Origin of the sequence: Mycobacterium sp. 1245805.9, assembly GCF_001672915.1 — a bacterium.
Lineage (GTDB): Bacteria > Actinomycetota > Actinomycetes > Mycobacteriales > Mycobacteriaceae > Mycobacterium.
Genome location: NZ_LZKR01000194.1, coordinates 14,006 through 36,931 on the forward strand (window position 1 = coordinate 14,006; position 22,926 = coordinate 36,931).

Below are 22,926 nucleotides of genomic sequence, written 5' to 3' on the forward strand. Positions count from 1 at the left end.
CGTGCGTGTTTGCACGCGACACGCCGCTCTAGCGTGTCATTTTGCGCACCCTCGCGGGCCTAACCGCCGGCGCGGTAGGCGGTGACGACGGGCTCGAGCTCGTCGGGCGTCGCGCCGTGCATGATCACCGCGTCGGCCCCGTAGTCGAATTCCTTACGGATGCGGTCCACGCACTGCTGGGCCGACCCGGTGGCCGACGGCTCCAGCCACTCGTCGGGGATCAGCGTCGCGATGTGCTCGATTTGTTCGGGTGTGGCCTTATGGTCGATCCCGCCGGCGATGGACGTCACCACCGAATCCTCCCGAAAGCGCTGCAGCACAGCGGGATCCCACTTGTTGGTCTGCACCAGCAGATCGCCATACCCCTGCAGATACGTGGCCAGGCGCGCGACGGTCTTTTTCAGCCGCAGCTGTTCGGGAAGGTGGTCGCCGACCGTCGCGAAGCATGACCACACCCGCACGCTGTCCGGGTCGCGGCCCGCCTTCTCCGCGGCGGACTTGACCGTTGCCACGCAGCGCTGCAACGTCTCCGGGGTGAAGTAGGTGTGCAGGATGACGTCGTCGAATGCGCGGCCGCCGAGCGCCAGCGTGTTCGGCCCGAACGCCACCAGCGCAAGGCGAATGTCCTCGTCGAAGTCCGGATCAAGGAACAGGATCGGGTATTTCCCCATCGGCCCGTCGTGGTTGAAGATCAGCTCTCCGTGCCACAGCCGGCGCATGACCTGGGCCCAGTCCTCCATCTGCGCGGTCGTCACGGCCGGGATGCCGAACGCCCCGTAGATCGCGGCGATGCCGCGGCCGATGCCGAGAGTGAACCGCCCGCCGGAGAGCCGATGCATGGTGCTCGCCCACGATCCGGTGATCAGCGGGTGGCGGGTGTTGTGATTGGTTGCGGCGGTGGCGATTTGCATCCGGCTGGTCACCGCGCAGGCCGCCCCGACGAGCGACGACGCCTCCTTGACGTTCCAGCGCTCGGAGATGAACGCGGTGCCGAAGCCCAGCTCCTCGCCGCGGCGGGCCTCGTCCATCAGGGTTGCCGGCCCCTCGCCGCCGGCCCCGGCGAGCAGGTAGTACCCCAATTCGTCAAGCATGCGCTCGCTCAATTCCAAACCCCTTGCTGGTACCCGCAATTCCACACCTCGGTGATCCGGCCGGCGACGACGCGGAACACCTCGATGCTGGCGACGTTGGTTTCGGTGCCGTCCTTGGTGGTCATCGACGAGTCGTAGACGAGCGCCACGTGCTCGCCGTCGTCGCCGGCGACCACGATGTTCAGGTCGAAACGCAACTTGTCGAAGATTCCCCAGAGGTCCCTGATCCGGTTGACCGCCTGCTCGCGGGTCAGCGTGTGGGCCGCGCCGACCTCGTGCCGAATCACGGTGTCGGCGAACAACTCCTCGGCCAGGTCGTAATTGCGTTCGTTCCAGACCACCAGGTTGTAAAGCTCGACCACTTCGCGCGCCGACCGCATTCGCGCCATCAGCCGGCCACGCCACTCAGGAAGCGTTCGGTGACCGCCTGCACGCGCCGGGAGAATATGTGACCGACGTGGCTGCCGTCATACCAGAACAGCTGGCCGCCCCAGCGTTGCTGCAACTCGACCGCCGGCTCGCGCATCGCCATCCGGTCGTGCCACGCCCCGACGATGAGCCGACGGTGCGGTGGCGGCGCCGGGTCGGCACGCAACGGGTCGATCACCGAGGTCAGCTTGGCGACCTCGGGCGAACCCAACACCTCGCGGAACCCGGCCCGCGACTGTCCCCAGCGTCCGAGGTGTCGCGCGATCATCGCGTTGAGCCCCAGGATCGGGGTGTACAGCGCCACCGCGTCGATCTGCCTCTCCAGGTGGGAAACCAGCGCGGCCACCGGGGTGCCCATCGAAATCCCCGCCACCACAACGGTGGTGGCCTGCGGCTGGACCCAGCGCACCACGGCGCGGACCTCCGAGACCACGCGCATCATGCCCGCCACGTTGCCCAGGGGATCGACGTCCGGGTAGGCCGGCCATTCGCGACGCCGGCAGCCATGACCGGGCTGCACCGGCATCGCGACGTTGAACCCCAGTGTGTGGTGTATTCGACCGATCCGGGACAGCAGCAGGTCTTCCGTGCCGCCCTGACCGGCGCCGTGCACCCAGACCAGCCACGGCCTCGGGCCGTCGCGATGCCGGCACAGGTGCACCACCGCGCGGGCCGGGCCGCCGAAGCCTTCGGCCTCCAGCGTCGACGGCAGCCGGGGGTCGTGTTCGAACATCATCCGTTCGTACTCGAGGCCGGCAATCCGCCGCCGCCGTATCGACGTCGACCGCAACGGTTTTGGATCGGCATGCGCACCGTCGATGCCCAGGGCCGACAATTCCTCGGCCGCCGCGCTGCACGCGTTGACCGGCCGCATCTCCGGCGGGCCGCCGGCCAGCAGCGAAAAGCCGCTCAGCACAAGCTCGTCCAGCAGGACCTCACCGAACTGACGGACGCCGCGCGGGGACGCCGGCACCCAACCGGACGATTCGTGCAGGCCCGTCAGCGTGCGGGGCACCAGCATGCCTGCCTCGCGGGCCAGCTCCTTGGAGAGGCCCAGCCCCCGCGTCGCCCATGACATACCGATCACCTCGCCCTAGCGCCGCCCATCATCCGCCATCGCTGACCCTCAGTATGGTCCGCGTCAGATGCAGGGTTTTGATCCGCCACGCGCCGTCGCGCTTCTCGTAGGTCTCGTGGTAGTGACCGGCGCCGTGCAGCTCCCGGCCGTCCGGGAAGACCAGCAGGTCCTCCATCGCCCAGATCCCGGTCGCGGTGGTGGCCGAGGTCAGGGTGAGCTCCGGGGTGTGGCAGTGGTGCATGGTGGCGAGGTTCTCCAGCCCACCCATCACCATAGGAACGAAACTGTCCACGCCTTCCAGCGGCGGCGCCGTCTTGGGATCGGCGCCGCCGGACGACACCGCCATATCGAGGGTGACCACCAGGTCGGGGGTGAACACCGCGCGCCAAGACTCGACATCTTTGGTGTCCAGGAACCGGCAGTAGCGGGCCTTGAGCTGCCGGATCGCTTCCAGCTCGTCAGCCGCCTGCGTCATCGCTCTCCTTGTGGCTTACCGGCCGAACTGCTGAAATCTATACTGTAACGGACTTAGTATCAACGATCGCGGGAGGCGCCGGCGTGAAAGTGCCTTTCACCTGGAAGGTAACCGGGTGGTTCATGGTCGGGTGGTCACCCGAATTCCCGGTCGGCGAGGTGCGGCCGCTGCATTATTTCGGCGAGGACCTGGTGGCCTACCGCGACGAGCAAGGCGAGTTGCACGTCCTGGAAGCCCACTGCAAGCACCTCGGCGCCCACATCGGCCACGGCGGCAAGGTGGTCGGCGACTGCGTCGAGTGCCCTTTCCACGGTTGGCGCTGGGGTCCGGACGGCACCAACCGCTACATCCCCTATCAGCCGGACCGGCCCAACCGCGCGCTACGGCTTCGGGTGTTTCCGGTGCGCGAGCAGTACGACTGCGTGTTCATCTGGCATCAGCCGGACGGCAAGGAGCCGCAGTGGGAGATGCCGGACATCTTCAGAAAGTTCCCGCAGTTCGAGACCGATCCAAACGCCTATTACCGGGCCTATCCGGAGTTCTCCCGGCGCGCCGAGCGCGAACCGGTGCACCCTCAGATCGTCGCCGAGAACGCACCCGACAGCGCGCACTTCGAATACGTGCACCACGCCACCGTGACGCCACGGGTGCTGGACTGGAAGATCGTCGAGCAGGAGTGGCAATTCGTCGCCGGCTGGCCGAACGCCAACAGCGACAACCCCGACGATCTCGCGTTGCGCTTCCACAGCCACCTGTTCGGCCTGGGCGGCGCGATCAGCGTCTTCGAGGGCGCGCAGAATCATAGGCTGATCTTCACCTGCACACCGGTCGACGACGAGTGCTCGGACCTCTTCTACTCGATCTGGTGGCCGCGGATCCCGGGCGACGAGTCCGACGTGCCGGGGGGCAGGCTGCGCGAGGTGATCGAACGGCAGTTCCTGTCCACCGTTTTCGACGACCTCCAAATCTGGCGCTACCAGAGGTACGTGGAGCACCCGCCGCTGTCCAAGGTGGACGCGAAAGGGTATATGGCGCTGCGCAAGTGGGCCACGCAGTTCTATGAAGTGCCGGCATGACGGCCCTCACCGACCTCGTGACGCCCGGGCACACCGCGATCGTCACACAGGAGTGCCAGGGCGCGGTGATCGGTCCGAACGCCGGGCTGGCGGTGCTGGCCGAGGAGGCGCGCCGCGTCGCCCTGCCGAACATCGTGCGGCTGTTGCCGGCCGCGCGGGCGGCCGGGGTACGCGTGGTGCACTGCCTGGTGCAGCGACGCCCCGACGGGCTCGGCTCCAACCACAACGCCAGGATCTTCGCCGCCGGGGGTGGAAACGTCGATATAACTCCCGGTACTCCAGGAGCCGCGCTTTTACCCGAATTAGGGCCCGAGCCAACGGATTTAGTCCTGAGCCGCTGGCATGGCGTCGGGCCGATGGGCGGAACCGACCTCGACGCGGTGCTGCGCAACCTCGGCGTGTCCACCATCGTCGTGGTGGGCGTCTCGCTGAACATCGCGATCCCCAACGTTGTGATGGACGCGGTCAACGCCGCCTACCGCGTCGTCGTGCCGAAGGACGCCGTGGCCGGCGTGCCCACCGAGTACGGTGAGGCCATCATCGCCAACACGCTGTCGCTGCTCGCGACCATCACCACGACGGACGACCTGCTGCAAGCGTGGGACAAGCCGTGACCGACACCGCGCCGGGTGTTCGCGGCGGATTCGCCCAGATCGAGCCGGCCGAGCACGCGCCTCCGGGGCTGGGGCGGTTCGTCGCCGCCCTGCGCCGCCTGCAGGACCTGACCGTCTCCACCGACAGTTCGATGTGGGGCCGCGCGGCCGAACACGTCGAAAGCGCCTGCGCTCTCCTGGATGGGCACCAGGTTCCGGAGGGTGTGTCGCCGGGCGGGCGGGTCATCGAGTTGCCCGGGCTGGGACACCCGCTACTGCCGCCATGGCTGGTCACCGAATCCGGACCGGACGGCGTCGTCATGCACGGGCACTTCACCCGCTCCCACGTGGGCGGGAACAACGCCGTGCACGGCGGCATGATCCCCCTGCTTTACGACTGGCTGTTCGGGATGATCGTCTCGACCGCCGGCGTCCCACCGACCCGAACGGCCTACCTGCACGTCGACTACCGCAGCATCACGCCTATCGACGAGCCCTTGACCGCCCAGGGCCGGATCTCGAGTGTCGACGGCAGGAAATTCTTCGTTGCCGCTAGCATGACGGCTGCCGACGGCACACTGCTCAGCGAAGCCAACGGCCTGATGGTTCGCCTGCTACCCCACCAGCCGTGAGAGCAACACAGTCGGGCGAGCAGACGCAGAATCGCACTGAGCGAATCTCGGTGGTGCGATTCCGCGTCTGCTCGGCGGAAAGGAAATAGTGGACACCGCAACACAATTCACCGTTCCCGCGGTAGCGACCGCCGTCGCCGCGGCCATCCCCGACCGCGACCTGGTGATCCGGGGTGAACGGCGTTACAGCTACGCGCAGCTCCTCGAGCGGGCGAACCGGCTCGCAACATACCTGCGCTCGCGCGGCCTGGGGTGTCACACCGAGCGCTCCGCGCTCGCCGGCCACGAGGTGGGTCAGGACCTGCTGGGCCTGTACGCCTACAACGGCAACGAATTCGTCGAGGCCTTGCTGGGCAGTTTTCAGGCCAGGGTCGCCCCGTTCAACGTCAATTACCGCTACGTCAAGAGCGAGCTGCAGTACCTGCTGAAGGACGCCGGCGCGACCGCCCTGATCTACCATGCCGCGTTCGCGCCGCGGGTCGCCGAGATCCTGCCCGACCTGCCGCAGCTGCGGGTGCTGATTCAGATCGCCGACGACTCGGGCAACGACTTGATCTACGGCGCGGTCGATTACGAGACCGTCCTGGCGTCCAGTTTGCCCGAACCTCCGCCGCTGCAGCACTCCCCCGACGACCTTTACGTCCTGTACACCGGTGGGACGACGGGGATGCCGAAGGGGGTGCTGTGGCGCCAGCACGACATCTTCATGACGTCCTTCGGGGGACGAAACCTGGTGACGGGCGAGCCTTTCGGCTCGGTCGACGAGATCGTCACCGGCGCCGCCGCGGGCCCCGGCACCAAGTTGATGATCTTGCCACCGCTGATCCACGGTGCCGCCCAGTGGAGCGTTATGACGGCGATCACCACCGGGCAGACCGTCGTCTTCCCTTCCGTCGTGGATCATTTCGACGCCGAGGACGTCGTCCGCACCATCGAGCGCGAGCGGGTGATGACGGTGACGGTCGTCGGTGACGCGATGGCGCGGCCCTTGGTTGCCGCCATCGAGAAGGGCATCGCCGACGTGTCGTCGTTGGCCGTGGTAGCCAACGGCGGCGCCCTGCTGACCCCGTACGTCAAGCAACGCCTCATCGAGGCGCTGCCCAACGCCCTGGTCATCGATGGCGTCGGCTCGTCGGAGACCGGTGCGCAGATGCACCACATGTCGATGTCGGGGGCGGTGTCGACCGGCACCTTCAACGCCGGACCCGACACCTTCGTCGCGGCCGAAGACCTGACCTCGATCCTGCCGCCCAGTCACGACGGTATGGGCTGGCTCGCGCAACGCGGCTACGTTCCGCTCGGGTACAAGGGCGATGCGGCCAAGACCGCCAAGACATTTCCGGTGATCGACGGGGTGCGGTACGCGGTTCCCGGCGACCGCGCGCGGCACCGCGCCGACGGCGCGATCGAACTGCTGGGCCGCGACTCGGTGACGGTCAACTCCGGCGGCGAGAAGATCTTCGTCGAGGAGGTGGAGACCGCGCTCGCGTCGCATCCGGCGGTGGCCGACGTCGTGGTCGCCGGGCGGCCGAGCGAGCGATGGGGACAGGAGGTCGTCGCGGTCGTCGCCCTGGCGGAGGGCGCGAGCGCCGACTCCGACGAGCTGATCAAGCACGCCGGCGAGTCGCTGGCCCGCTACAAGCTTCCCAAGGCGATCGTGTTCCGACCGGTGATCGAGCGCAGCCCGTCGGGCAAGGCCGACTACCGGTGGGCGCGCGAGCAGGCGGAGAACGGCTGAAGGCTAAGCCGGCAGCCGAATCCTCAACAGCGCCTGCTGATACGAGGCGGTGACGAGCAATTCGTCCGCGGAGTCCGCGCCCAGGCACACGTTCGTCGGGAGCGCCCCATCGCGCAACACCACCGCGTCCAGGATTTCTCCCGTCTCGGCGACGAGGTCGAGGCGGTCCGCGCCGGTCAGCGCCAGCCAGGACGCCCCGTCGGCCCGAATCGCCATCCCCGCCGGCCATGCCCGCTGGAAGGTGCGCACCACCTCGCCGGCGTGAGAATCGAGCGAGCCCGCGTTCTCAATCGGATAGCGCACGAGTTTCGCGGGGGACGTGGCGGTTACCAGCAGCCGCGTCGAATCGGGGCTGAAGCCAAGGCCGTTGATCCAGACCGGACCGGATTCGAGGATCAACTCCTTTTCGCCGGTGACGGGATCGACGGCCCACACCCATCCGCGCTTGCTTTCGTCGGGGTTGAAGAGTTCCATTTCGGCGCGGGTGTCGGTGACCCAAAGTTTTCCGTCGGGCCCGAACATGAGATCGTTCGGCGCGTCCATGCCTTCGGTGAGGTAGTCGACCCGTCCGTCGCGGATGATCTGCACCCCGGGCTGGGCCGCCTCGTCGGAACCGAAATTGCCGCCGTTCTGGGCGACATAGATCGCCCCGTCGGATCCGCTGCACAGGCCGTTGGGCCCGCCGCCGGTGTCGATCCTTTCCGGTGGGCCCCCACCCGGGTCCACGATGTACACGCAGCCGTGGCTGACCGAGGCCACCGCGACCCTGCCGTCGGGCAGATTCGTGGGCCCTTCCGTGAATCCCAGACCGTCAGCGATCAATTCGATCGTCATCAGGTCACCTTCTTCGGAAGCGCTGAGGAACCATGTTACGGAAGACGTCGACGGTGCCGCCATGGATTTCGACGGGCGACGTCCACCGGTGTCGTCAAGCGCGTCCTCATCGCCGAGGGATAGTCGCGCTGTTCGCATATATGGGCGTGGAACGAGAAACCGTGCCCATATTGCCTACTGTAATAATTACAGTACGATCTTACGCGAGGACAGCCTGTTCCTGCCGAAGATGCTGGAGATCTAGGTGACGACCAACGTTCAGACGGGTTCCCAAACCGGCCCGGAGACCGTCAGCCTGCGTGACCCCTACCCGTTCTTCGCGCACAGGCGACGGCAGGCCGGCGTGTTCCGCGGGACGGTCATGGACTACTCCAAGACGCCCGAGTCGCTGCGGCCCAAGCGCGAATATTCCGCGGTGTCGTTCGACGCGGTGAACACGGTGTTCCGCGACGGGCGGGTGTTCAGCTCGGCGCCGTACGACAAGACGATCGGCCTCTTCATGGGGCCGACCATCCTGGCGATGGAGGGAAAGAAGCACCGGGAGCACCGCAACCTGGTGTCCGCGGCGTTCAAGTCCAAAGCCCTTGCCCGGTGGGAGCCCACCATCGTGCGGCCGATCTGCAACGCGTTGATCGACGAGTTCATCGAAACCGGCGAAGCCGACCTGGTCCGGCAATTCACCTTCGAGTTTCCCACCCGCGTCATCGCCCAACTGCTCGGCTTGCCGGCCGAGGACCTGCCGATGTTTCGCAAGCACGCCGTCGCGCTGATCAGCTACCACGTCAACTACGAGCGCGCGTTCGAGGCGTCGGCGGCGCTGAAGGATTACTTCGTCGAGCAGATCGAGCGGCGCAAGTCAAAGCCGACCGAGGACATCATCGGCGACCTTGTCACCGCCGAGATCGACGGCGAAAAGCTCAGTGACGAAGCGATTTACTCCTTCCTGCGCCTGCTGCTGCCCGCCGGGCTGGAGACCACGTACCGGTCGTCGGGCAATCTCCTGTATCTGCTGCTGGCCCATCCGGATCAGTTCGCCGCGGTGCAAGCTGACCGCGAGCTGCTGCCACAGGCAATCGAGGAGGGGCTGCGCTACGAGACGCCGCTCACCACGGTGCAGCGGTTCACGACGGAGGACACCGTGCTCGAGGGCGTCGAGATTCCGGCGCGCGCGGTGATCGGCGTGTGCATGGGTTCGGCGAATCGCGACGAGCGACGTTGGGAACGATCCGAGCAGTTCGACATCTTCCGCAAGCACGCGCCGCACATCTCCTTCGCCGCCGGTGAGCACACCTGCCTGGGCCTGCACCTGGCGCGGCTGGAAACCCGGGTTGCGGTCGGCTGCCTGCTGGACCGGTTGGCCAACCTCACCCTGCTGACCGACGGCGACCCGCACATCCACGGCCAGCCCTTCCGTTCCCCGACCGCCCTTCCGGTGACATTCGACGCGAAGTAGGGTCCCCAAAATGGTGAAGGTAATGGAGGGCTTTCGGGTCCTGGAGCTTGCGCAGTTCACGTTCGTCCCGGCGGCGGGCGCGATTCTCGCCGACTGGGGCGCAGACGTCATCAAGGTCGAACACCCGACGCGCGGCGACACCCAGCGCGGCTTCCTCAACATGGGCGGCATCCAGGTCGACCCGAATCGGCACCCGTTGATGGAGCATCCCAACCGGGGCAAACGCAGCGTCGGCATCGACGTTTCGACGCCGGGCGGCCAGGAAGTGATCTACGAACTGGCCAAGTCATCCGACGTGTTCCTGACCAACTACATGCCGGCACAACGGCAGAAGCACAAGTTCGACGTGGAGCACATCCGCGCGGTGAACCCGAATATCATCTATGCCCGCGGTTCGGCCTACGGCGACAAGGGACCCGAGCGCGACGTCGGCGGCTACGACGGGACGGCGTTCTGGACGCGCAGCGGCGTGGGGTATGCGCTGACGCCCGAGGAGCTGGGCGGCGCGCTGGGACAGGGCATTCCGGCGTTCGGCGACTCCATCGGCGGCATGTTCATCGCCGGCGGCATCTCCGCCGCGCTGCTGCATCGCGAACGCACCGGCGAGGCCGTCGAAATGGACGTGTCATTGCTGAGCACGGCCTGGTGGGCGGCGGGCGCCAGCGTGACCCAGGGCATGGAGACCGGCGAGGTCATGCGGACATCCATGCCGGGTTCCCTTGCGCCGTCGGTGAACCCCTTCATGGGCAACTACCAAACCTCCGACGGCGGCACGATCAACCTGTGCATCATCAGCCCGACGGGCATCATCCGGGACACCTTCGAGCACCTCGGCATCCCCGAGGCCGCCGACGACCCCCGCTTCTCCGAGGTGCTGCCGCTGATCCAGAACGCCGACGCCGCCGCCGAGTTGATCGCGAAGGCCTTCGCCGCCAAGCCCTTTGAATACTGGCGCCAGCACCTCAAAACGATGAAGGGTCAGTGGGCCCCGTTCCAGAGCCTCCTCGACCTGGCCAACGACGAGCAGGCGCTCGCCAACGACATGATCGCCGAGGTCGAAGTCGCCAGCGGCGGAAAGCCGTTCCGCGTCGTGCGCGGCCCGGTCCAGTTCAACCACGAGCCGCTGGTGACGACGCGTGCGCCGCAAGCCTCCGAGCACACCGAGATCGTCTTGATGGAGCTGGGCATGGACTGGGACCGCATCGCCGAGCTCAAGGACGCGGGGGCCATCGCTTGACCGACGCCTACTACGAGCTGGTCGATCCGCACGATCCACTCGGTGAGAGGTTCAGCGCTTCGGATCACGTCATCAGCACGTGGTCGCCGACGATGCAGAATGCGGCACCCGTCTCCGCGCTGCTGGTCCGCGCCCTGGAGGGCTGCTCGGCACGCGACGACACAAGGCTGAGCCGCGTCGTCGTCGACCTTCTCGGGCCGGTGCCGGTTGACGGGCCGCTATGGGTCCGCGCGCACGTCGAGCGCCCCGGAACCAAGATCGAGTTGCTCAACGCCCAAACGTTGGCGCCAGGTCCCGACGAACGCCCGCGGGCAGTGGCCAACGCCGTCGCGTGGCGCTTTCAGGAGGGCGACGCCGCGGAGCTGTATTTCACACCGACTCCCCCGCTGCGTCCGGTCGGCGAGGGGCGCCCCCGTCGGCCTGACGGCGACGCGGACCAGACCTACATCCAGAGCCTCGATTGGCGCTGGCTCAACGACATCCTCAACGATGTGCCCGGCGAGTGCTGGGCCCGACCCGTCGTCGACCTCGTCATGGGCGAAGCGATGACGCCGATGCAGCGCCTGTTCGCGGTGGCCGACATCGCCAACGGCATGGGCAGCCGGCTCAGCGTCGCCGAATGGCTTTTTCTCAACACCGATCTCACCGTGCACATCCACCGCGTGCCGGAAGGCGACTGGATCGGCGTTCGGGCCGAAAACCATTACGGCCGAGACGGAGTGGGCGTCTCCGTTGCCACGCTTTTCGACGAGCACGGGGCGGTGGCCGCCCTTCAGCAGGCCCAGCTGGTGCGCCGCCGCTAGGGCCGCCGGACACAAGGAGATTCGGATGACGAATGACGTGGCGATCATCGGGGTGGGCCTGCACCCCTTCGGACGCTTCGAGGGCAAGTCGGCCATGCAGATGGGCGTCGACGCGATCTTCGCCGCCGTCGCGGACGCCGGCATCGACTGGAAGGACGTCCAGTTCGCCACCGGCGGCAGCTGGACGGTGGCGAACCCGGACGCCATCGTCGGCATGGTCGGCCTGACCGGCATTCCGTTCACCAACGTGTTCAACGCCTGCGCGACGGCGGCCAGCGCGGTCAAGGCCTGCGCCGACGGGATCCGGTTGGGCGACTACGACATCGGCATCGCCATCGGCCTGGACAAGCACCCGCGCGGGGCGTTCACCGAAGATCCGGCGCTGGTGGGCATGCCGAGGTGGTACGCCGAGAACGGACAGTATCTGACGACCCAGTTCTTCGGCATGAAGGCGAACCGGTATCTGCACGACCACAACATCTCCCAGCAGACGCTCGCAAGGGTCGCCGCCAAGAATTTCCGTAACGGGGCGTTGAACCCCAACGCGTTTCGCCGCAAGCCGATCTCCGAGGAAAGCATTCTCGAATCGCCGGTTCTGAACTACCCGCTGACGCAATACATGTTCTGCGCCCCCGACGAAGGCGCCGCGGCCGCGGTGATGTGCCGGGCCGACATCGCCCATCGGTATACCTCCAAGCCCGTCTACCTGCGGGCAGTGGACGTGCGCACCCGCCGCTACGGGGCCTACGAGGTCAACACCACGTTCGCGCCGGTCGACGAGGATATGGCGCCAACGGTGTACGCCGCGCGTACCGCGTTCGAAAAAGCGGGAGTGGCCCCCGCCGACGTCGACGTGATCCAGCTGCAGGACACCGACGCGGGCGCCGAAATCATCCACATGGCCGAGTGCGGGTTCTGTGCGCACGGCGATCAGGAGAAGCTGGTGGCCGACGGCGCCACCGAGATCGGCGGCCCCATGCCCGTCAACACCGATGGCGGGCTGATCGCCAACGGCGAGCCGATCGGCGCCTCCGGATTGCGCCAGATCCACGAAATCGTCCGCCAACTCCGCGGCGAGGCGGGCGATCGTCAGGTCCCCGACGATCCCAAGGTGGGGTTCACCCAGCTATACGGCGCGCCCGGCACCGCCGCGGCAACCATCCTGACGACCTGAGGCTTTGAGCGTTTCCAGTCAGGCTTGAACTTCAGGCGGGATCGCTGCGGAAGGACACGATCTGCTTCCAGCGGTTCCCCTCCGAGCCGACGAAGGTGAAGCCCTCGGGTTCGGCCAGGTCGCGCAGCTCGCGGACGCTGAGCCGGTCGGGGTCGGGGAACATCTCCAGAAAGACCAGCCGCCCACCAGATTTCAGGACGCTGCGCAGCGATCGCAGACACGCCCGCGGGTCGGGCACCTCTCCGATCACCGCGGCCAGGAAGGCGACGTCGAAGGTGCCATCCGGGAAGGGAAGTCCATCACCCGCTTCACCGGCCGTGAAGCCGACGTCATGGAAGCCGGCCCGTTCGAGCTGCCGCTTGGCTTTCTCGAGCATTTCCGGCTGGATGTCGAACAGATCCAGCTTTCCCCCGCTGAGTCGCTTCGCGATCTCCACGCTGAAAAAGCCGGGGCCCGGCCCGATTTCGAGGACGCGCTCTGTTCCGGTCAGGCCGAGATGCTCGATGATGCCGGCCGGGTTCATCATGACCCGGCGCAGTGGGTTGTTCAGCGCGATGGCCGCTTGGTGTGGGAAGGGAGAGTGCGCCTCGCGCCGTTTGCGCCGCAGCGCGCCCAACAATGTGTCCGTCATGAAGTTAGGGTACCCTAACTAAGCCGGATTGCAATAGGTTGCGAAGAGCATGCGCCGCTCTGCGACGCGACCCCTGTAACTTTCGGCCGGCCCGCTTCGTCGTAGTGGCGAACGGGAGGAGTTCTCATGCAAATTGTCATCTTTGGCGCCAACGGATCGACCGGACGACTGCTGACGCGTCGGGCGCTGGATGCCGGTCACATGGCCGTGGCGGTCACCCGGCGGCCCGACGAGTTCCCCATCTCCGACGCCCGGCTGACCGTCGCGGGCGCGGACGTGCGGCGCGATCAACTCGCCGGGATCGTCGCCGGCGCCGACGCCGTGCTGTCGACGCTCGGGGTGCCGTTCACGCGCCAGCCCGTCGACACGTATTCCGTCGGCACCCGCAATATCGTCAACGCGATGCGCGCTTCGGGCGTCGGCCGGCTTGTCGTGGTGAGTCCACCGGCGCCTACCCCGCGCGCGGTCGCCGCCACACCCCGCTTGCGTTGCGACTGTTCGAGCCGATCATCGCCCGCATCATCGGCAAGACCGTCTACGACGACATCCGCCGGATGGAAACGGTGGTGCGCGACAGCGGCCTGGACTGGACGATCGTGCGCCCGTCGGGGTTGTTCGATTTGCCCAAAATGACGAACTATGTTGCGGGAGAAACAGATCCGGTTGGCGCCTTTACGGCTCGCGTCGACCTGGCCGACTACCTCGTCAGGCTCGCTCAAGACGGGACGGCAAGATCCAAGACCGTTGTCGTCTCGACGACCGAGCACACGCCGACGGTGTGGGAGATGGTTCGACGGGAGGCGTTCAAGAGCGAGACGCAGGGCGGAGTGCCGGCTTAACAAACGCCGTTGATCGGGTTGCCGTCAGGTGCCCGTGCGGCGACTCCAGGGTTAAATAAGAGCCCCGGGCGAAAATCGCACTGCTGTTGTCATCGGGTTTGCTCGTAGGCTAACGCCGAATAGCCTGCTCGAACCCGAGGTCAGGAGTTGCGGTGTCCACTACCGAATTTCCATCCGAAGACGTCCCAGTAGCGACGGATGAGCAGTTTGTCACCATTCAGGCGAGCCCGGAGTTCGCCGAACTTCGGCGCAGGCTGCGCCGATTCGTGTTCCCGATGACGGCGATCTTCCTCGCCTGGTATGCCGCCTACGTACTGTTGGGCGCCTTCGCGCACGACTTCATGGCTACCAAGGTCTTCGGCAACGTCAACGCCGGACTGCTGATCGGGCTGGGCCAATTCCTGACAACATTCATCATCACCGGGCTCTACGTACGGTTCGCCGACCGGGAGCTTGATCCGAGGGCCGCCGCCATCCGTGCGGAAGGCCAGGCGTCATGACGCTGCTCGCGGCCGGACAGCAGACGATCGGTAATCCCGTCGCCAACATCGCGATCTTCGCCGTTTTCGTCCTCATCACCCTCTACGTGGTGATCCGGGCCAGCCAGCGGAACGCCACCGCGACCGAGTTCTTCACCGCCGACCGGGCGTTCTCGGGACCGCAGAACGGCATCGCCATCGCCGGCGACTACCTGTCGGCGGCCAGCTTCCTCGGCATCGCCGGCGCGATCGCCGTCTACGGCTATGACGGGTTCCTGTATTCGATCGGATTCCTGGTGGCCTGGTTGGTGGCCCTGCTCTTGGTCGCCGAACTGATCCGCAACACAGGAAAATTCACCATGGCGGACGTCCTGAGCTTCCGGCTCAGGCAGCGCCCGGTGCGGTTGGTCGCGGCGATCTCGACGCTGACGGTCTCCCTGTTCTACCTGCTCGCCCAGATGGCCGGCGCGGGTGGTCTGGTTGCGCTGCTGCTGAATGTCAAAGGGCGCCTGGGTGAGTCGATCGTCATCGCGGTCGTCGGCGTCCTGATGATCGTCTATGTCCTGGTCGGTGGGATGAAGGGCACCACGTGGGTGCAGATCATCAAGGCCGTCCTGTTGATCCTCGGCGCGGCGACGATGACGGTGATGGTGCTGGCGAAGTTCGGCATGAACTTCTCCGACATCCTGGGTTCGGCGCAGTCGGCGGTGTCACACGCCACCACCAAGGGTGTTTCCAGCCGCAACGTGTTGGCCCCCGGCGCGCAGTACGGCGGGTCGACGACGTCGAAAATCAACCTGCTGTCGCTGGGCCTTGCGCTGGTGCTGGGTACTGCCGGCCTGCCCCACGTGCTGATGCGCTTTTACACGGTGCCGACCGCGAAAGAGGCGCGCCGGTCGGTGGTCTGGGCGATCGGCCTGATCGGCGCCTTCTATCTGTTCACGCTGGCGCTGGGCTACGGCGCGGCCGCCATTGTCGGCCCCGACCGGATCCTCAAGGCCGCCGGCGGGCAGAACTCGGCGGCGCCGTTGCTGGCGTTCCATCTCGGCGGCGTGATCCTGCTCGGCGTCATCTCCGCGGTGGCGTTCGCGACGATCCTCGCCGTGGTCGCGGGTCTGACGATCACCGCGTCGACCTCGTTCGCCCACGACATCTACGCCAGCCTGATCAAGCGCCACAAGGTCACCGAGAGCGAACAGGTCCGGGTCTCGCGCATCACCGCCGTGGTGCTCGGCATCTTCGGCATCGCGCTCGGCATCCTGGCCAACGGCCAGAACGTCGCTTTCCTGGTGGCCCTCGCGTTCGCGGTCGCGGCCTCGGCCAACCTGCCGACGATCCTGTATTCGCTTTATTGGCAGCGGTTTAACACCCGCGGCGCGCTGTGGAGCATGTACGGCGGGCTGATCTCGACCATCGTGTTGATCATCTTCTCGCCCGCGGTGTCGGGCGCGAAGACCGCGATGCTCCCCGGCGCCGACTTCGCCTGGTTCCCGCTCGCCAACCCCGGCATCGTGTCGATCCCGCTGGCATTCGTCCTCGGCATCGTCGGCACGCTGTCGTCGTCCGACCGCGGCGACCCGGAGCGCAACGCCGAGATGGAGGTCCGCTCGCTTACCGGCATCGGCGCTGAGAAGGCCGTGCTTTCACCGAACGTGTAACTGCTGCGACGACACGCCGATGCGGATCGCAGCAGTTTCACGCTCGGCGATCGCGCGGTCATTGCCATACGGTTCGTTTGAATCAGTCGGGTGCTGGCTGTTGATAAAAGAACGGGTTCGCCAAGCGACAGCTGATCACATCCCGAGCTCGTCTATGCGGCGCATCAATTCGCCGCGGGTCCGCACGCCGAGCTTCCGGTATATCCGGGTGAGATTGACCTCCACGGTCTTTGGGCTGATGAACAGCGCGGCGGCCACATCACGGTTGCTCATCCCCGACGCCGCGAATTCTGCCACCCGACTTTCGCCGGCGGTCAACAGCTTGGCCCGGCCCGCGCCACCGTCGGTCCGCGCAAGTTCGGTGCGGGCGCGCGCGGCCCACAGCGGCGTGTTGAGCGTCTCGAATGTGCCCAGCGCCTCCCGCGACACGATCGAGGCAGCGTTTCTTTGGCGTTGACGCCTGTATAGCTGGCCCAACAGCAATTGGGTACGGGCGCGCTCGAAAGGCATCGGCAGCCGGTGATGCTCTGCCATCGCCTGTTGCGCAACAACAGTCGCGGCGCGCACGTCGCCGTCGGCGGCAAGCAGCATGGCGCGACACCGACCACCCACCGCCAGCATCCATGGACGGTCCAACCGACGGCCGTTATCCTCCAGCAGGTCCACCAGCCCCTCCGCGTCGGTGAGCCGACCCAACTGAATCAAGGCCTCTGCCGCGTCCGGCACACACCCTGCCACGAATATCTCCGTCGCCGTGGGCTCCGCCCTAATCTGGTCGAGGACGGGTTCAAATTCACCCAGTGCGCCGCGGTAGTTTCCCAGTGAAACCTCGAGGAACCCACCAGCCGCGATAGTCCAGGCCTTCAAGAGCTGAGACCCGCTACGCGAGATGGGACCGATCGCCTCACGGAAGTCGCGGCGCACGTCGTCCGCGCGGCCGGCATAGGCTGCAACCAGGGCCCGAATGGTGAGTGCCGCGCCCAGCGGCAGCGGACCCTTCAATAGCCTTGCCCGCTCCACGGTGTCCTCGGCGATCAACGACGCCTGGACAAAATCGCCGCGCCAGATCTCGTTCAGGACTCCGTGGTACGAGACGAAGACCAGCTCACTCTCTTCGCCGCGCTCAATGCAGCTCTGCCTGATCGCAAGAAATTGTTCGTGAGCCGCATCGAGTTCTCCCGTCCACGCCAACGCCATGGCGTTATGCACCGTCGGGCGGAACATCACCGACACCGACGTGCGGTGTTCTTCAAACTCCAATGCCCGACCGAGCTTTCGGTCGTCCAAGCCGTCACCGACCAATACATGCACCACGACCCACGTACCCAATGCCTGGGCGAGCAATTGTGGTCGCCCAAGTCGCTCCGCATCGGCTACGGCGGCGTCGATGCTCTGCGCTGAAGCGGCGAACCGGCCGATGTGGACCTGGATCCAAGCCAGAGAAACCAAAATCTGCACCCGCAATTCCACGTCGTCGCCGGCGTCGCGCAGGGCGCGCTCGAGATAGTCAGCGCCCTGTGGGGGGTTGTCCTCAAGCTGATGCATTACGGCGAGCAGGTTCAGCGCCTGGGCGCGCAGCCGTGCGGGCGCTGGCCCGGCGAGGACCTCATCGAGGACATCCGCGGCTCGGGCGCCGTCGCCGCTGTTGAACAAGAAGCCGCCCAACATGATTCGCCGTTGCGCTGTGTCGCCGCCGAGCCCGATGGCCAGTTCCAGAAGCTCCGCCGCCGCGGACGGGGCACCCCGAACCATCGCCATCCCCGCCGCCGCATCCAGAGATTGCAGTACTTCGCCATCCGCGTCGGTCACACCCAGCGCCAAGTGTCGCGCTTTGAGCTCGGGCTGATCAACCAGATCAGCCAGCCGGCGGTGCATCCAGCGTCGCTTCGCGGTCGTGGCATCGGTATACACGCCGGCCGCCAGCAACGGGTGCGTAAATCCCAGCCGGTTGCCCGCGATAGTGACCACACCGTTGTTCTCCGCATCGGCGAGAGCCTCCACAACACGCTCGACATCCACACCGGTAGCACGCGCGACGAGTTCGACGGTGGGCGTAGCCAAACACGCCGCGGCAAGCAACATGTCGCGGGGCTGCGGCGCCAGATCACCCACCCGAGCATGCACCAGCCCGGCCAGTGTGTTGGGCAACCCCACATCAACACTCGCCGCCCGACCGTCGAGCGCTCGCGCCAACTCGATGGCATACAACGGATTTCCGCCGGATATCTCGTGGATCCGCATCATCACGGGCCGTGAAAGCGAGCGCTTCAACCGGTCCGAAATCACAGTGTGCAGAGCGCCAACGCTCAAAGGTCCGATGGTGATCCGGCGGAAGCGGTCGGGTGCGCCCAACCGCAACAACTCCACTGCGCGCAGGCTTTCGGGATCATCGCGGACGGCAACCAAAATGCCCACCGAACCCACGATGCGACGGATGGCGAACGCCACAACTTGGCCGCTGGACGCGTCGAGCCACTGCAGATCGTCGATCGCCAACAGCACCGGTGTGTCCTCGGCCAATACCTCCAGCACCGAAAGAAACGCTGCGCACACCGCCCGCAGATCAGTCGGCGTGTTATCGGGCTCGGTCAGCAACAGAATGCGGTCCATGGCAACCCGCTGCGGAGCCGGGAGTTCCGTCAATGCAGCCGCATCGACCGCTGACAGCAGGTCGGCCAGGCCGGTGTACGCAAGCACCGATTCGGCCGCCGACGGTCGGGCCGAAAGCACCCGAAATCCCCGCTCGCGCGCCTGCTCGAGGGCAGACAGCCAGAGCGTGGTCTTTCCGATGCCCGGCTCGCCTTCGACCACCAACGCCGACGGCTCGCCGAGCACGGCATCGAGGAAGTCGACAACCTCCTCGGCTTCGGTCGAGCGGCCAACAACATTGATAGGCAAGGTCAATCCTTAGCAGCGCGCCCATAAGCTGCCCGGCGGGACCTGCGCAGGCCGCCCGCTGTCCGCCACCCTCGGACGAGGGAGGACATTGACGATTCCCGCATTCGCTAAGGCGGTTTCCAGCAAATAGCAAGCCTAAAGGCCGACAACCGGCCCCCGCAACGAAAAAAACGGGGTTAGCCGTCGGGCGTACGCAGCCATCCGAAGGCTGGGCTGACCCGATCGGGTGGCGCACCTGCGTCGGCGCATAGTTGCGTGACCGTGTCTGCCGATTCGGCCGCGAAGACGCCGAAGGCGTAGTCGTCGTCCGGTATGGCCAACGCCGCGAGCAGCCGAATCCGGGCACCGCGGGCCGAGAGGGTTGCCGCGCCGTCGTTCAGGCGCCCGGCCGTCTCGCCGACGGGACCTGCGCCGGCCGTAGGCCCGTACCACTCGACGAGGAATCGCCCCAGGTCCGACTCACCGCTTCCCATCGGCCGCACATTACGGCTCCGCACCACCGTTGGCATCAGGGCTATCCCTACATTTTTGGGGCGTGAACCCTCACGGCCCTCGGGCAATCAGGACGTTTTCTTGACCGGCGGTGAGTAGTTCGGCTTGCCCAGCCCGAGCGTGTACTGGCCGATCATGTTCCGGAACACCTCGAGCGTGCCGCCGTAGATGCCCACCAGCGGGGCGAACCGGAAGGCGTACTCGGCGGTGCCATCGTCGGCGGCGCCGTCGGTGCCATACGGCAGCGTCGACGCGGCCCCGAGGATGTCCATCAGATCCGGGGAGATGTCGCGCATGGTTTGGGCGATGGCGACCCGGCCGTAGATGCTCGGCGACGACAGCGCGACCTCCAACCGGGCCGCGCTGCGGCCCAGCCGGTACGCGACCGACTTGTCGTCGATCAGCCGGCGCCCGTCCGGGCCCGGCCGGGTCACGCGCGCGGCGGCATTGTCGACCGCCTCGGCCAGGGATCCGGCCTGGTGCATCATGATCGAGGTGTCCTGCAGCCCATCGGGCGCCGCCGCGACGGCACCGTGCTCGACGTTGAGGGGCTCGCGCAGCACGGTCCACCCCGCGTTCACGTCGCCCAGCCGATACTTGTCATCGACGCGAACATCGCTGTAGTAGACGATGTTGGTCCGGTCACCGTCCACGGTGCGAAGGCCCTGGATTTCGATGCCCGGCGAATCCAGCGGAACCAGAAACATGGTGAGGCTCTTGTGTTTCGGCGCGTCGGGGGCGGTGTTGGTGATCAGGAACACGTACTGGCAGTTGTGCGCGCCGGTGGTGAACATCTTGGAGCCGTTGATAATCCACGCGTCTCCGTCGCGAATGGCGCGGGTCTTGCAGGTGGCGACGTCCGAGCCCCCCTCGGGCTCGGTGTAGCCCAGGCAGAGTCGGACCTCGCCGCTGAACACCTTGGGCAGCACCTCGTCACGCACCTCCGGTGTTCCGAACTTCGCCACCGAACGCGCCACCATCGCGGTGGTCCCCCACGTCACCCAGGGCACGTGGGCCCGCCGCTTCTCCTGCTCCCAGATGCGGCGCCGGACCCGGCTGAACCCGCCCTCGGATTCCGACTTCCACTCGGCCGCCAAATAGCCTGCGGCGCCTAACTTCAGGTGCAGGCCCTCGTCGAAGTTGTCGCCCGTTTCGCGGTCGCGGCGCCGGACCTCCTCGGTCATGTGGGTGCTCAGGAAGTTTCGCGTCTCCTCGAGGAAGGCACGGTCTTCCGGCGACAGCTCGACTCGGGAGAAGTCCATTGTTTTTCGCTCCTGTCCTAAGCGGGCTGGGGTGTGCTCTCGCGGGCCGCGACGATCTCGGCAACGCGCAGGGCGGTGGCGCCGGGATCGCCGCTGGCCAGCGGCCATCCCCTGGCGCGCACCAGATACGCCGTGGCCGCAGCTTCGGAGGAAACCCCAAGGCCGCCTTGGATGTGCACCGCCATCGTCGCCGCCTTAGATGCCTCCTCGGCCATGAAGACGAAGGCCGACGGCGCCAGGTCGGGCCGCTCGTCGGGTTCATTGTCCAGGAACCAGGCGGCGCGGCGGGCGAGGTTGCGGCCGCCCTGAACGGTGATGGCCATGTTCGCGAGCGGATGCGAGATGGCCTGCAGCGTCGAGATCGGCACGCCCAGCGTGTAGCGCGTCTTGGCGAACTCGGCGGCGATGGTCATCGTCTCCTCTACCAGGCCCACCAAGGCCGCCGCGGTCAGCAGTCGCCATTCGTCCAGGGCGCGTTGGTAACTCGCCACCGCGTCGGGTCCCTCGCCGATGACCGTGCGGGTATCCGCGGCGGCCGGGTCCACCCAGGCCATCGGCAGCCGGCCGATGTTGTCGACCTTGGCCGGGCGGGTGCCGAAAGTCAGCCGCACCACCTGGTCGCCCTCCCGGACGACGATGTGGTCGGCGATCGAGCCCGCCGGAATCAGCCGGGCGCCCGGCGGGCCGTCGAGGCGGGCGTCGAGGCCCGCGAGCCGTTCACCGTTGGCCACCCCGGCGGTGTCGGAGTTCAGCGCGCCCAGCCGCCCGAGGAGCCGCGCCGCGCATACGTGGTCGATCCACGGGACCGGCGCCAGCGAGCGGCCGATCTCCTCGGCGACCAGGGTGAGATCGACCAGCGTCGCACCGTCGCCGCCACAGGACTCCGGTAGTGCCATCGTGGTCGCGCCCATGGCGCACAGCCGTTCCCAGAGGTTCTTGTCGAACCCGGATGGTTCCGCGGCGCGCACCGTTTCGATGGAGCACTGGGTCTTGAAGAACTGCTTGTACGCATTCTGCAGGGCCACGTGGTCCTCGGACAGGCTGTAGTCGAGTCTGCGCAGTTCGAAGCGGTCCATGATCAACGTTCCTTCCCGAAGAAAAACTCCTGCGCGTTGTTGTAGAGGTAGTTGTCGAGCACCTCGGGGGGCAGGTCCAGCGCGCGGGCTTCCGGTATGACGCGGCGCATGCGCAGCACCGGCCAGTCCGACGCGTAGATCACCTTGTTCGGGCCGCGCGTCCGCATGTAGTGCAGCAGGGATTCCGGTAGCCGCTTGGGCGACCACGCCGACGTCATCAGGCGCAGGTTGGCGTACTTGAGCAGCAACCGGATCGCGACGTCCCACCACGGGTCGGCGCCGTGGATCATGCACAGCTTCAGCTCGGGAAAACGCACGCACACCCGGTCCAGGTGCATGGGGTGCTGCACCTCTCCGGGAATCGGCGGGCCCGGGATGCCGGTGTTGATGCACAGCGGGAGTTCCAGCTCCGCGCATTTGGCGTAGAGCGGATAGTAGACGGCGTCGCTGGGCGGGTACTGTCCGTCGCCCCAAAAGCTGGGCCCCACAACCGCATACGCCACCGGCAGGTCGCTCACGACGGCAGTCAATTCGCGCAGCGACCGGACCGGTCGCAACAGGTTGACCCCGCCCATCGCCAGGGCGAACCGGTCCGGCTTGGCTTCGATGAACTTGCGCGCGGTGGTGGACGGACTGGCCAGCGAGTCCATCAGGATCGCCCGCGCCACGCCGTGGGAGTCCATCTCGTCGAGCAGCTCGGACAGGTCGACGGGCGCGAACATCGATTCCGGGCCCTTGAAGTAATCGTCCCGGACCTTGAGCATCCAGGTGGGCTGGGAGTCGGCCTCGCCGAAGTGCACGTTGACGAGGCAGTCAATCGCTTTGGTGTTCATGACACCTTCTCTTCGGCTTGCTCTCGGGCCCACCGGTAGTTGGGCTTGCCGTTGCCCAGGCGCTGAATCTGCTCGACGAAGATGAACGCCTTGGGCGCCTTGAAGTGCGCCAGCTGCGCGGTGCAGAAGGTATACAGTTCGGCGG

22 protein-coding genes and 1 pseudogene are annotated in these 22,926 nt (G+C 66.7%); 12 read left to right on the forward strand and 11 right to left on the reverse strand.

From position 1 onward, the window contains the following. Positions 1-59: 59 nt before the first annotated feature. From A9X00_RS25140 to A9X00_RS25155, 4 genes are read right to left on the reverse strand one after another with little or no spacing between them, the layout of a single operon-like run. Positions 60-1,103 carry a TIGR03857 family LLM class F420-dependent oxidoreductase gene (locus tag A9X00_RS25140; RefSeq protein ID WP_197515265.1) on the reverse strand — a complete coding sequence of 348 codons (1,044 nt, stop codon included), beginning with the start codon at positions 1,101-1,103 and terminating at the stop codon, positions 60-62. Beyond that, complete coding sequence (locus A9X00_RS25145; protein ID WP_067159727.1) at positions 1,100-1,480, reverse strand: nuclear transport factor 2 family protein; 381 nt, start codon at positions 1,478-1,480, stop codon at positions 1,100-1,102. The genes A9X00_RS25140 and A9X00_RS25145 overlap by 4 nt, the downstream gene beginning before the upstream one ends. After that, positions 1,480-2,598 (reverse strand): PHB depolymerase family esterase, encoded by a 1,119-nt coding sequence (locus A9X00_RS25150; protein WP_067159730.1) that lies wholly within the window; start codon positions 2,596-2,598, stop codon positions 1,480-1,482. The genes A9X00_RS25145 and A9X00_RS25150 overlap by 1 nt, the downstream gene beginning before the upstream one ends. 28 nt (positions 2,599-2,626) lie before the next feature. Further along, positions 2,627-3,073, reverse strand: coding sequence for a nuclear transport factor 2 family protein (locus tag A9X00_RS25155; RefSeq protein WP_067159733.1), 447 nt, complete (start codon positions 3,071-3,073; stop codon positions 2,627-2,629). Between the two features lie 83 nt (positions 3,074-3,156). On the opposite strand from A9X00_RS25155, the gene A9X00_RS25160 reads away from it, so the two are divergent. The 4 genes from A9X00_RS25160 to A9X00_RS25175 all read left to right on the forward strand — a co-directional run bounded on the left by A9X00_RS25160 (position 3,157) and on the right by A9X00_RS25175 (position 7,112). Next, a complete protein-coding gene (locus tag A9X00_RS25160; RefSeq protein WP_067159736.1) occupies positions 3,157-4,149 on the forward strand; it encodes a Rieske 2Fe-2S domain-containing protein in 993 nt (330 codons plus the stop codon). Beyond that, a complete protein-coding gene (locus A9X00_RS25165) occupies positions 4,146-4,763 on the forward strand; it encodes a cysteine hydrolase (RefSeq protein ID WP_067159739.1) in 618 nt (205 codons plus the stop codon). Before A9X00_RS25160 ends, A9X00_RS25165 begins: the two co-directional genes overlap by 4 nt. Then, positions 4,760-5,374, forward strand: a complete 615-nt coding sequence (locus A9X00_RS25170; protein WP_067159742.1) for a PaaI family thioesterase — start codon at positions 4,760-4,762, stop codon at positions 5,372-5,374. Before A9X00_RS25165 ends, A9X00_RS25170 begins: the two co-directional genes overlap by 4 nt. 85 nt (positions 5,375-5,459) lie before the next feature. Continuing rightward, the gene (locus A9X00_RS25175) at positions 5,460-7,112 is read left to right on the forward strand and encodes an acyl-CoA synthetase (protein WP_067159745.1); all 1,653 of its coding nucleotides are present in this window, start codon (positions 5,460-5,462) and stop codon (positions 7,110-7,112) included. Positions 7,113-7,115: 3 nt separating this feature from the next. On the opposite strand, the gene A9X00_RS25180 is transcribed toward A9X00_RS25175, so the two are convergent. After that, entirely contained in the window at positions 7,116-7,946 is an 831-nt protein-coding gene (locus A9X00_RS25180; RefSeq protein ID WP_067159748.1) for an SMP-30/gluconolactonase/LRE family protein, read from the reverse strand. A 244-nt stretch (positions 7,947-8,190) separates the two neighbouring features. Between A9X00_RS25180 and A9X00_RS25185 the strand changes: the two genes are divergently transcribed. Genes A9X00_RS25185 through A9X00_RS25200 form a run of 4 tightly spaced genes read left to right on the forward strand, consistent with a single transcriptional unit; the run spans position 8,191 to position 12,613 of the window. Further along, complete coding sequence (locus tag A9X00_RS25185; RefSeq protein ID WP_067159751.1) at positions 8,191-9,399, forward strand: cytochrome P450; 1,209 nt, start codon at positions 8,191-8,193, stop codon at positions 9,397-9,399. Between the two features lie 22 nt (positions 9,400-9,421). After that, positions 9,422-10,636 (forward strand): CaiB/BaiF CoA-transferase family protein, encoded by a 1,215-nt coding sequence (locus tag A9X00_RS25190; RefSeq protein ID WP_067159754.1) that lies wholly within the window; start codon positions 9,422-9,424, stop codon positions 10,634-10,636. Further along, positions 10,633-11,439: a thioesterase family protein gene (locus A9X00_RS25195; RefSeq protein WP_067159757.1), complete on the forward strand. Its 807-nt coding sequence runs from the start codon at positions 10,633-10,635 to the stop codon at positions 11,437-11,439. Before A9X00_RS25190 ends, A9X00_RS25195 begins: the two co-directional genes overlap by 4 nt. Positions 11,440-11,464: 25 nt before the next feature. After that, positions 11,465-12,613 carry a thiolase family protein gene (locus A9X00_RS25200; RefSeq protein WP_067159759.1) on the forward strand — a complete coding sequence of 383 codons (1,149 nt, stop codon included), beginning with the start codon at positions 11,465-11,467 and terminating at the stop codon, positions 12,611-12,613. Between the two features lie 31 nt (positions 12,614-12,644). On the opposite strand, the gene A9X00_RS25205 is transcribed toward A9X00_RS25200, so the two are convergent. Then, positions 12,645-13,244, reverse strand: a complete 600-nt coding sequence (locus tag A9X00_RS25205) for a class I SAM-dependent methyltransferase (RefSeq protein WP_067159762.1) — start codon at positions 13,242-13,244, stop codon at positions 12,645-12,647. A 126-nt stretch (positions 13,245-13,370) separates the two neighbouring features. Here A9X00_RS25205 and A9X00_RS32395 point away from each other — a divergent pair. The 4 genes and pseudogenes from A9X00_RS32395 to A9X00_RS25220 form a co-directional block, all read left to right on the forward strand. Beyond that, a pseudogene (locus A9X00_RS32395) lies at positions 13,371-13,625 on the forward strand (NAD(P)H-binding protein); the annotation flags it as partial. Positions 13,626-13,732: 107 nt separating this feature from the next. Continuing rightward, positions 13,733-14,083 carry an NAD(P)H-binding protein gene (locus A9X00_RS32400; protein ID WP_255363110.1) on the forward strand — a complete coding sequence of 117 codons (351 nt, stop codon included), beginning with the start codon at positions 13,733-13,735 and terminating at the stop codon, positions 14,081-14,083. Between the two features lie 215 nt (positions 14,084-14,298). Then, a complete protein-coding gene (locus tag A9X00_RS25215) occupies positions 14,299-14,583 on the forward strand; it encodes a DUF485 domain-containing protein (RefSeq protein ID WP_369830793.1) in 285 nt (94 codons plus the stop codon). Further along, positions 14,580-16,220 (forward strand): cation acetate symporter, encoded by a 1,641-nt coding sequence (locus A9X00_RS25220; protein ID WP_067159768.1) that lies wholly within the window; start codon positions 14,580-14,582, stop codon positions 16,218-16,220. The genes A9X00_RS25215 and A9X00_RS25220 overlap by 4 nt, the downstream gene beginning before the upstream one ends. 135 nt (positions 16,221-16,355) lie before the next feature. Here the strand turns inward: A9X00_RS25220 and A9X00_RS32625 are convergent, their stop codons facing one another. The 5 genes from A9X00_RS32625 to A9X00_RS25245 all read right to left on the reverse strand — a co-directional run bounded on the left by A9X00_RS32625 (position 16,356) and on the right by A9X00_RS25245 (position 22,781). After that, complete coding sequence (locus A9X00_RS32625; protein WP_067159771.1) at positions 16,356-19,118, reverse strand: LuxR family transcriptional regulator; 2,763 nt, start codon at positions 19,116-19,118, stop codon at positions 16,356-16,358. A gap of 176 nt (positions 19,119-19,294) precedes the next feature. Beyond that, the gene (locus A9X00_RS25230; protein WP_067159774.1) at positions 19,295-19,591 is read right to left on the reverse strand and encodes a hypothetical protein; all 297 of its coding nucleotides are present in this window, start codon (positions 19,589-19,591) and stop codon (positions 19,295-19,297) included. A gap of 87 nt (positions 19,592-19,678) precedes the next feature. Further along, on the reverse strand, positions 19,679-20,872 hold the full coding sequence (locus tag A9X00_RS25235; RefSeq protein WP_067159777.1) for an acyl-CoA dehydrogenase family protein: 1,194 nt from the start codon (positions 20,870-20,872) through the stop codon (positions 19,679-19,681). A 17-nt stretch (positions 20,873-20,889) separates the two neighbouring features. Continuing rightward, entirely contained in the window at positions 20,890-21,948 is a 1,059-nt protein-coding gene (locus A9X00_RS25240; protein ID WP_067159780.1) for an acyl-CoA dehydrogenase family protein, read from the reverse strand. 2 nt (positions 21,949-21,950) lie between these two features. After that, the gene (locus A9X00_RS25245) at positions 21,951-22,781 is read right to left on the reverse strand and encodes an amidohydrolase family protein (protein WP_067159782.1); all 831 of its coding nucleotides are present in this window, start codon (positions 22,779-22,781) and stop codon (positions 21,951-21,953) included. Between the last annotated feature and the right edge of the window lie 145 nt (positions 22,782-22,926).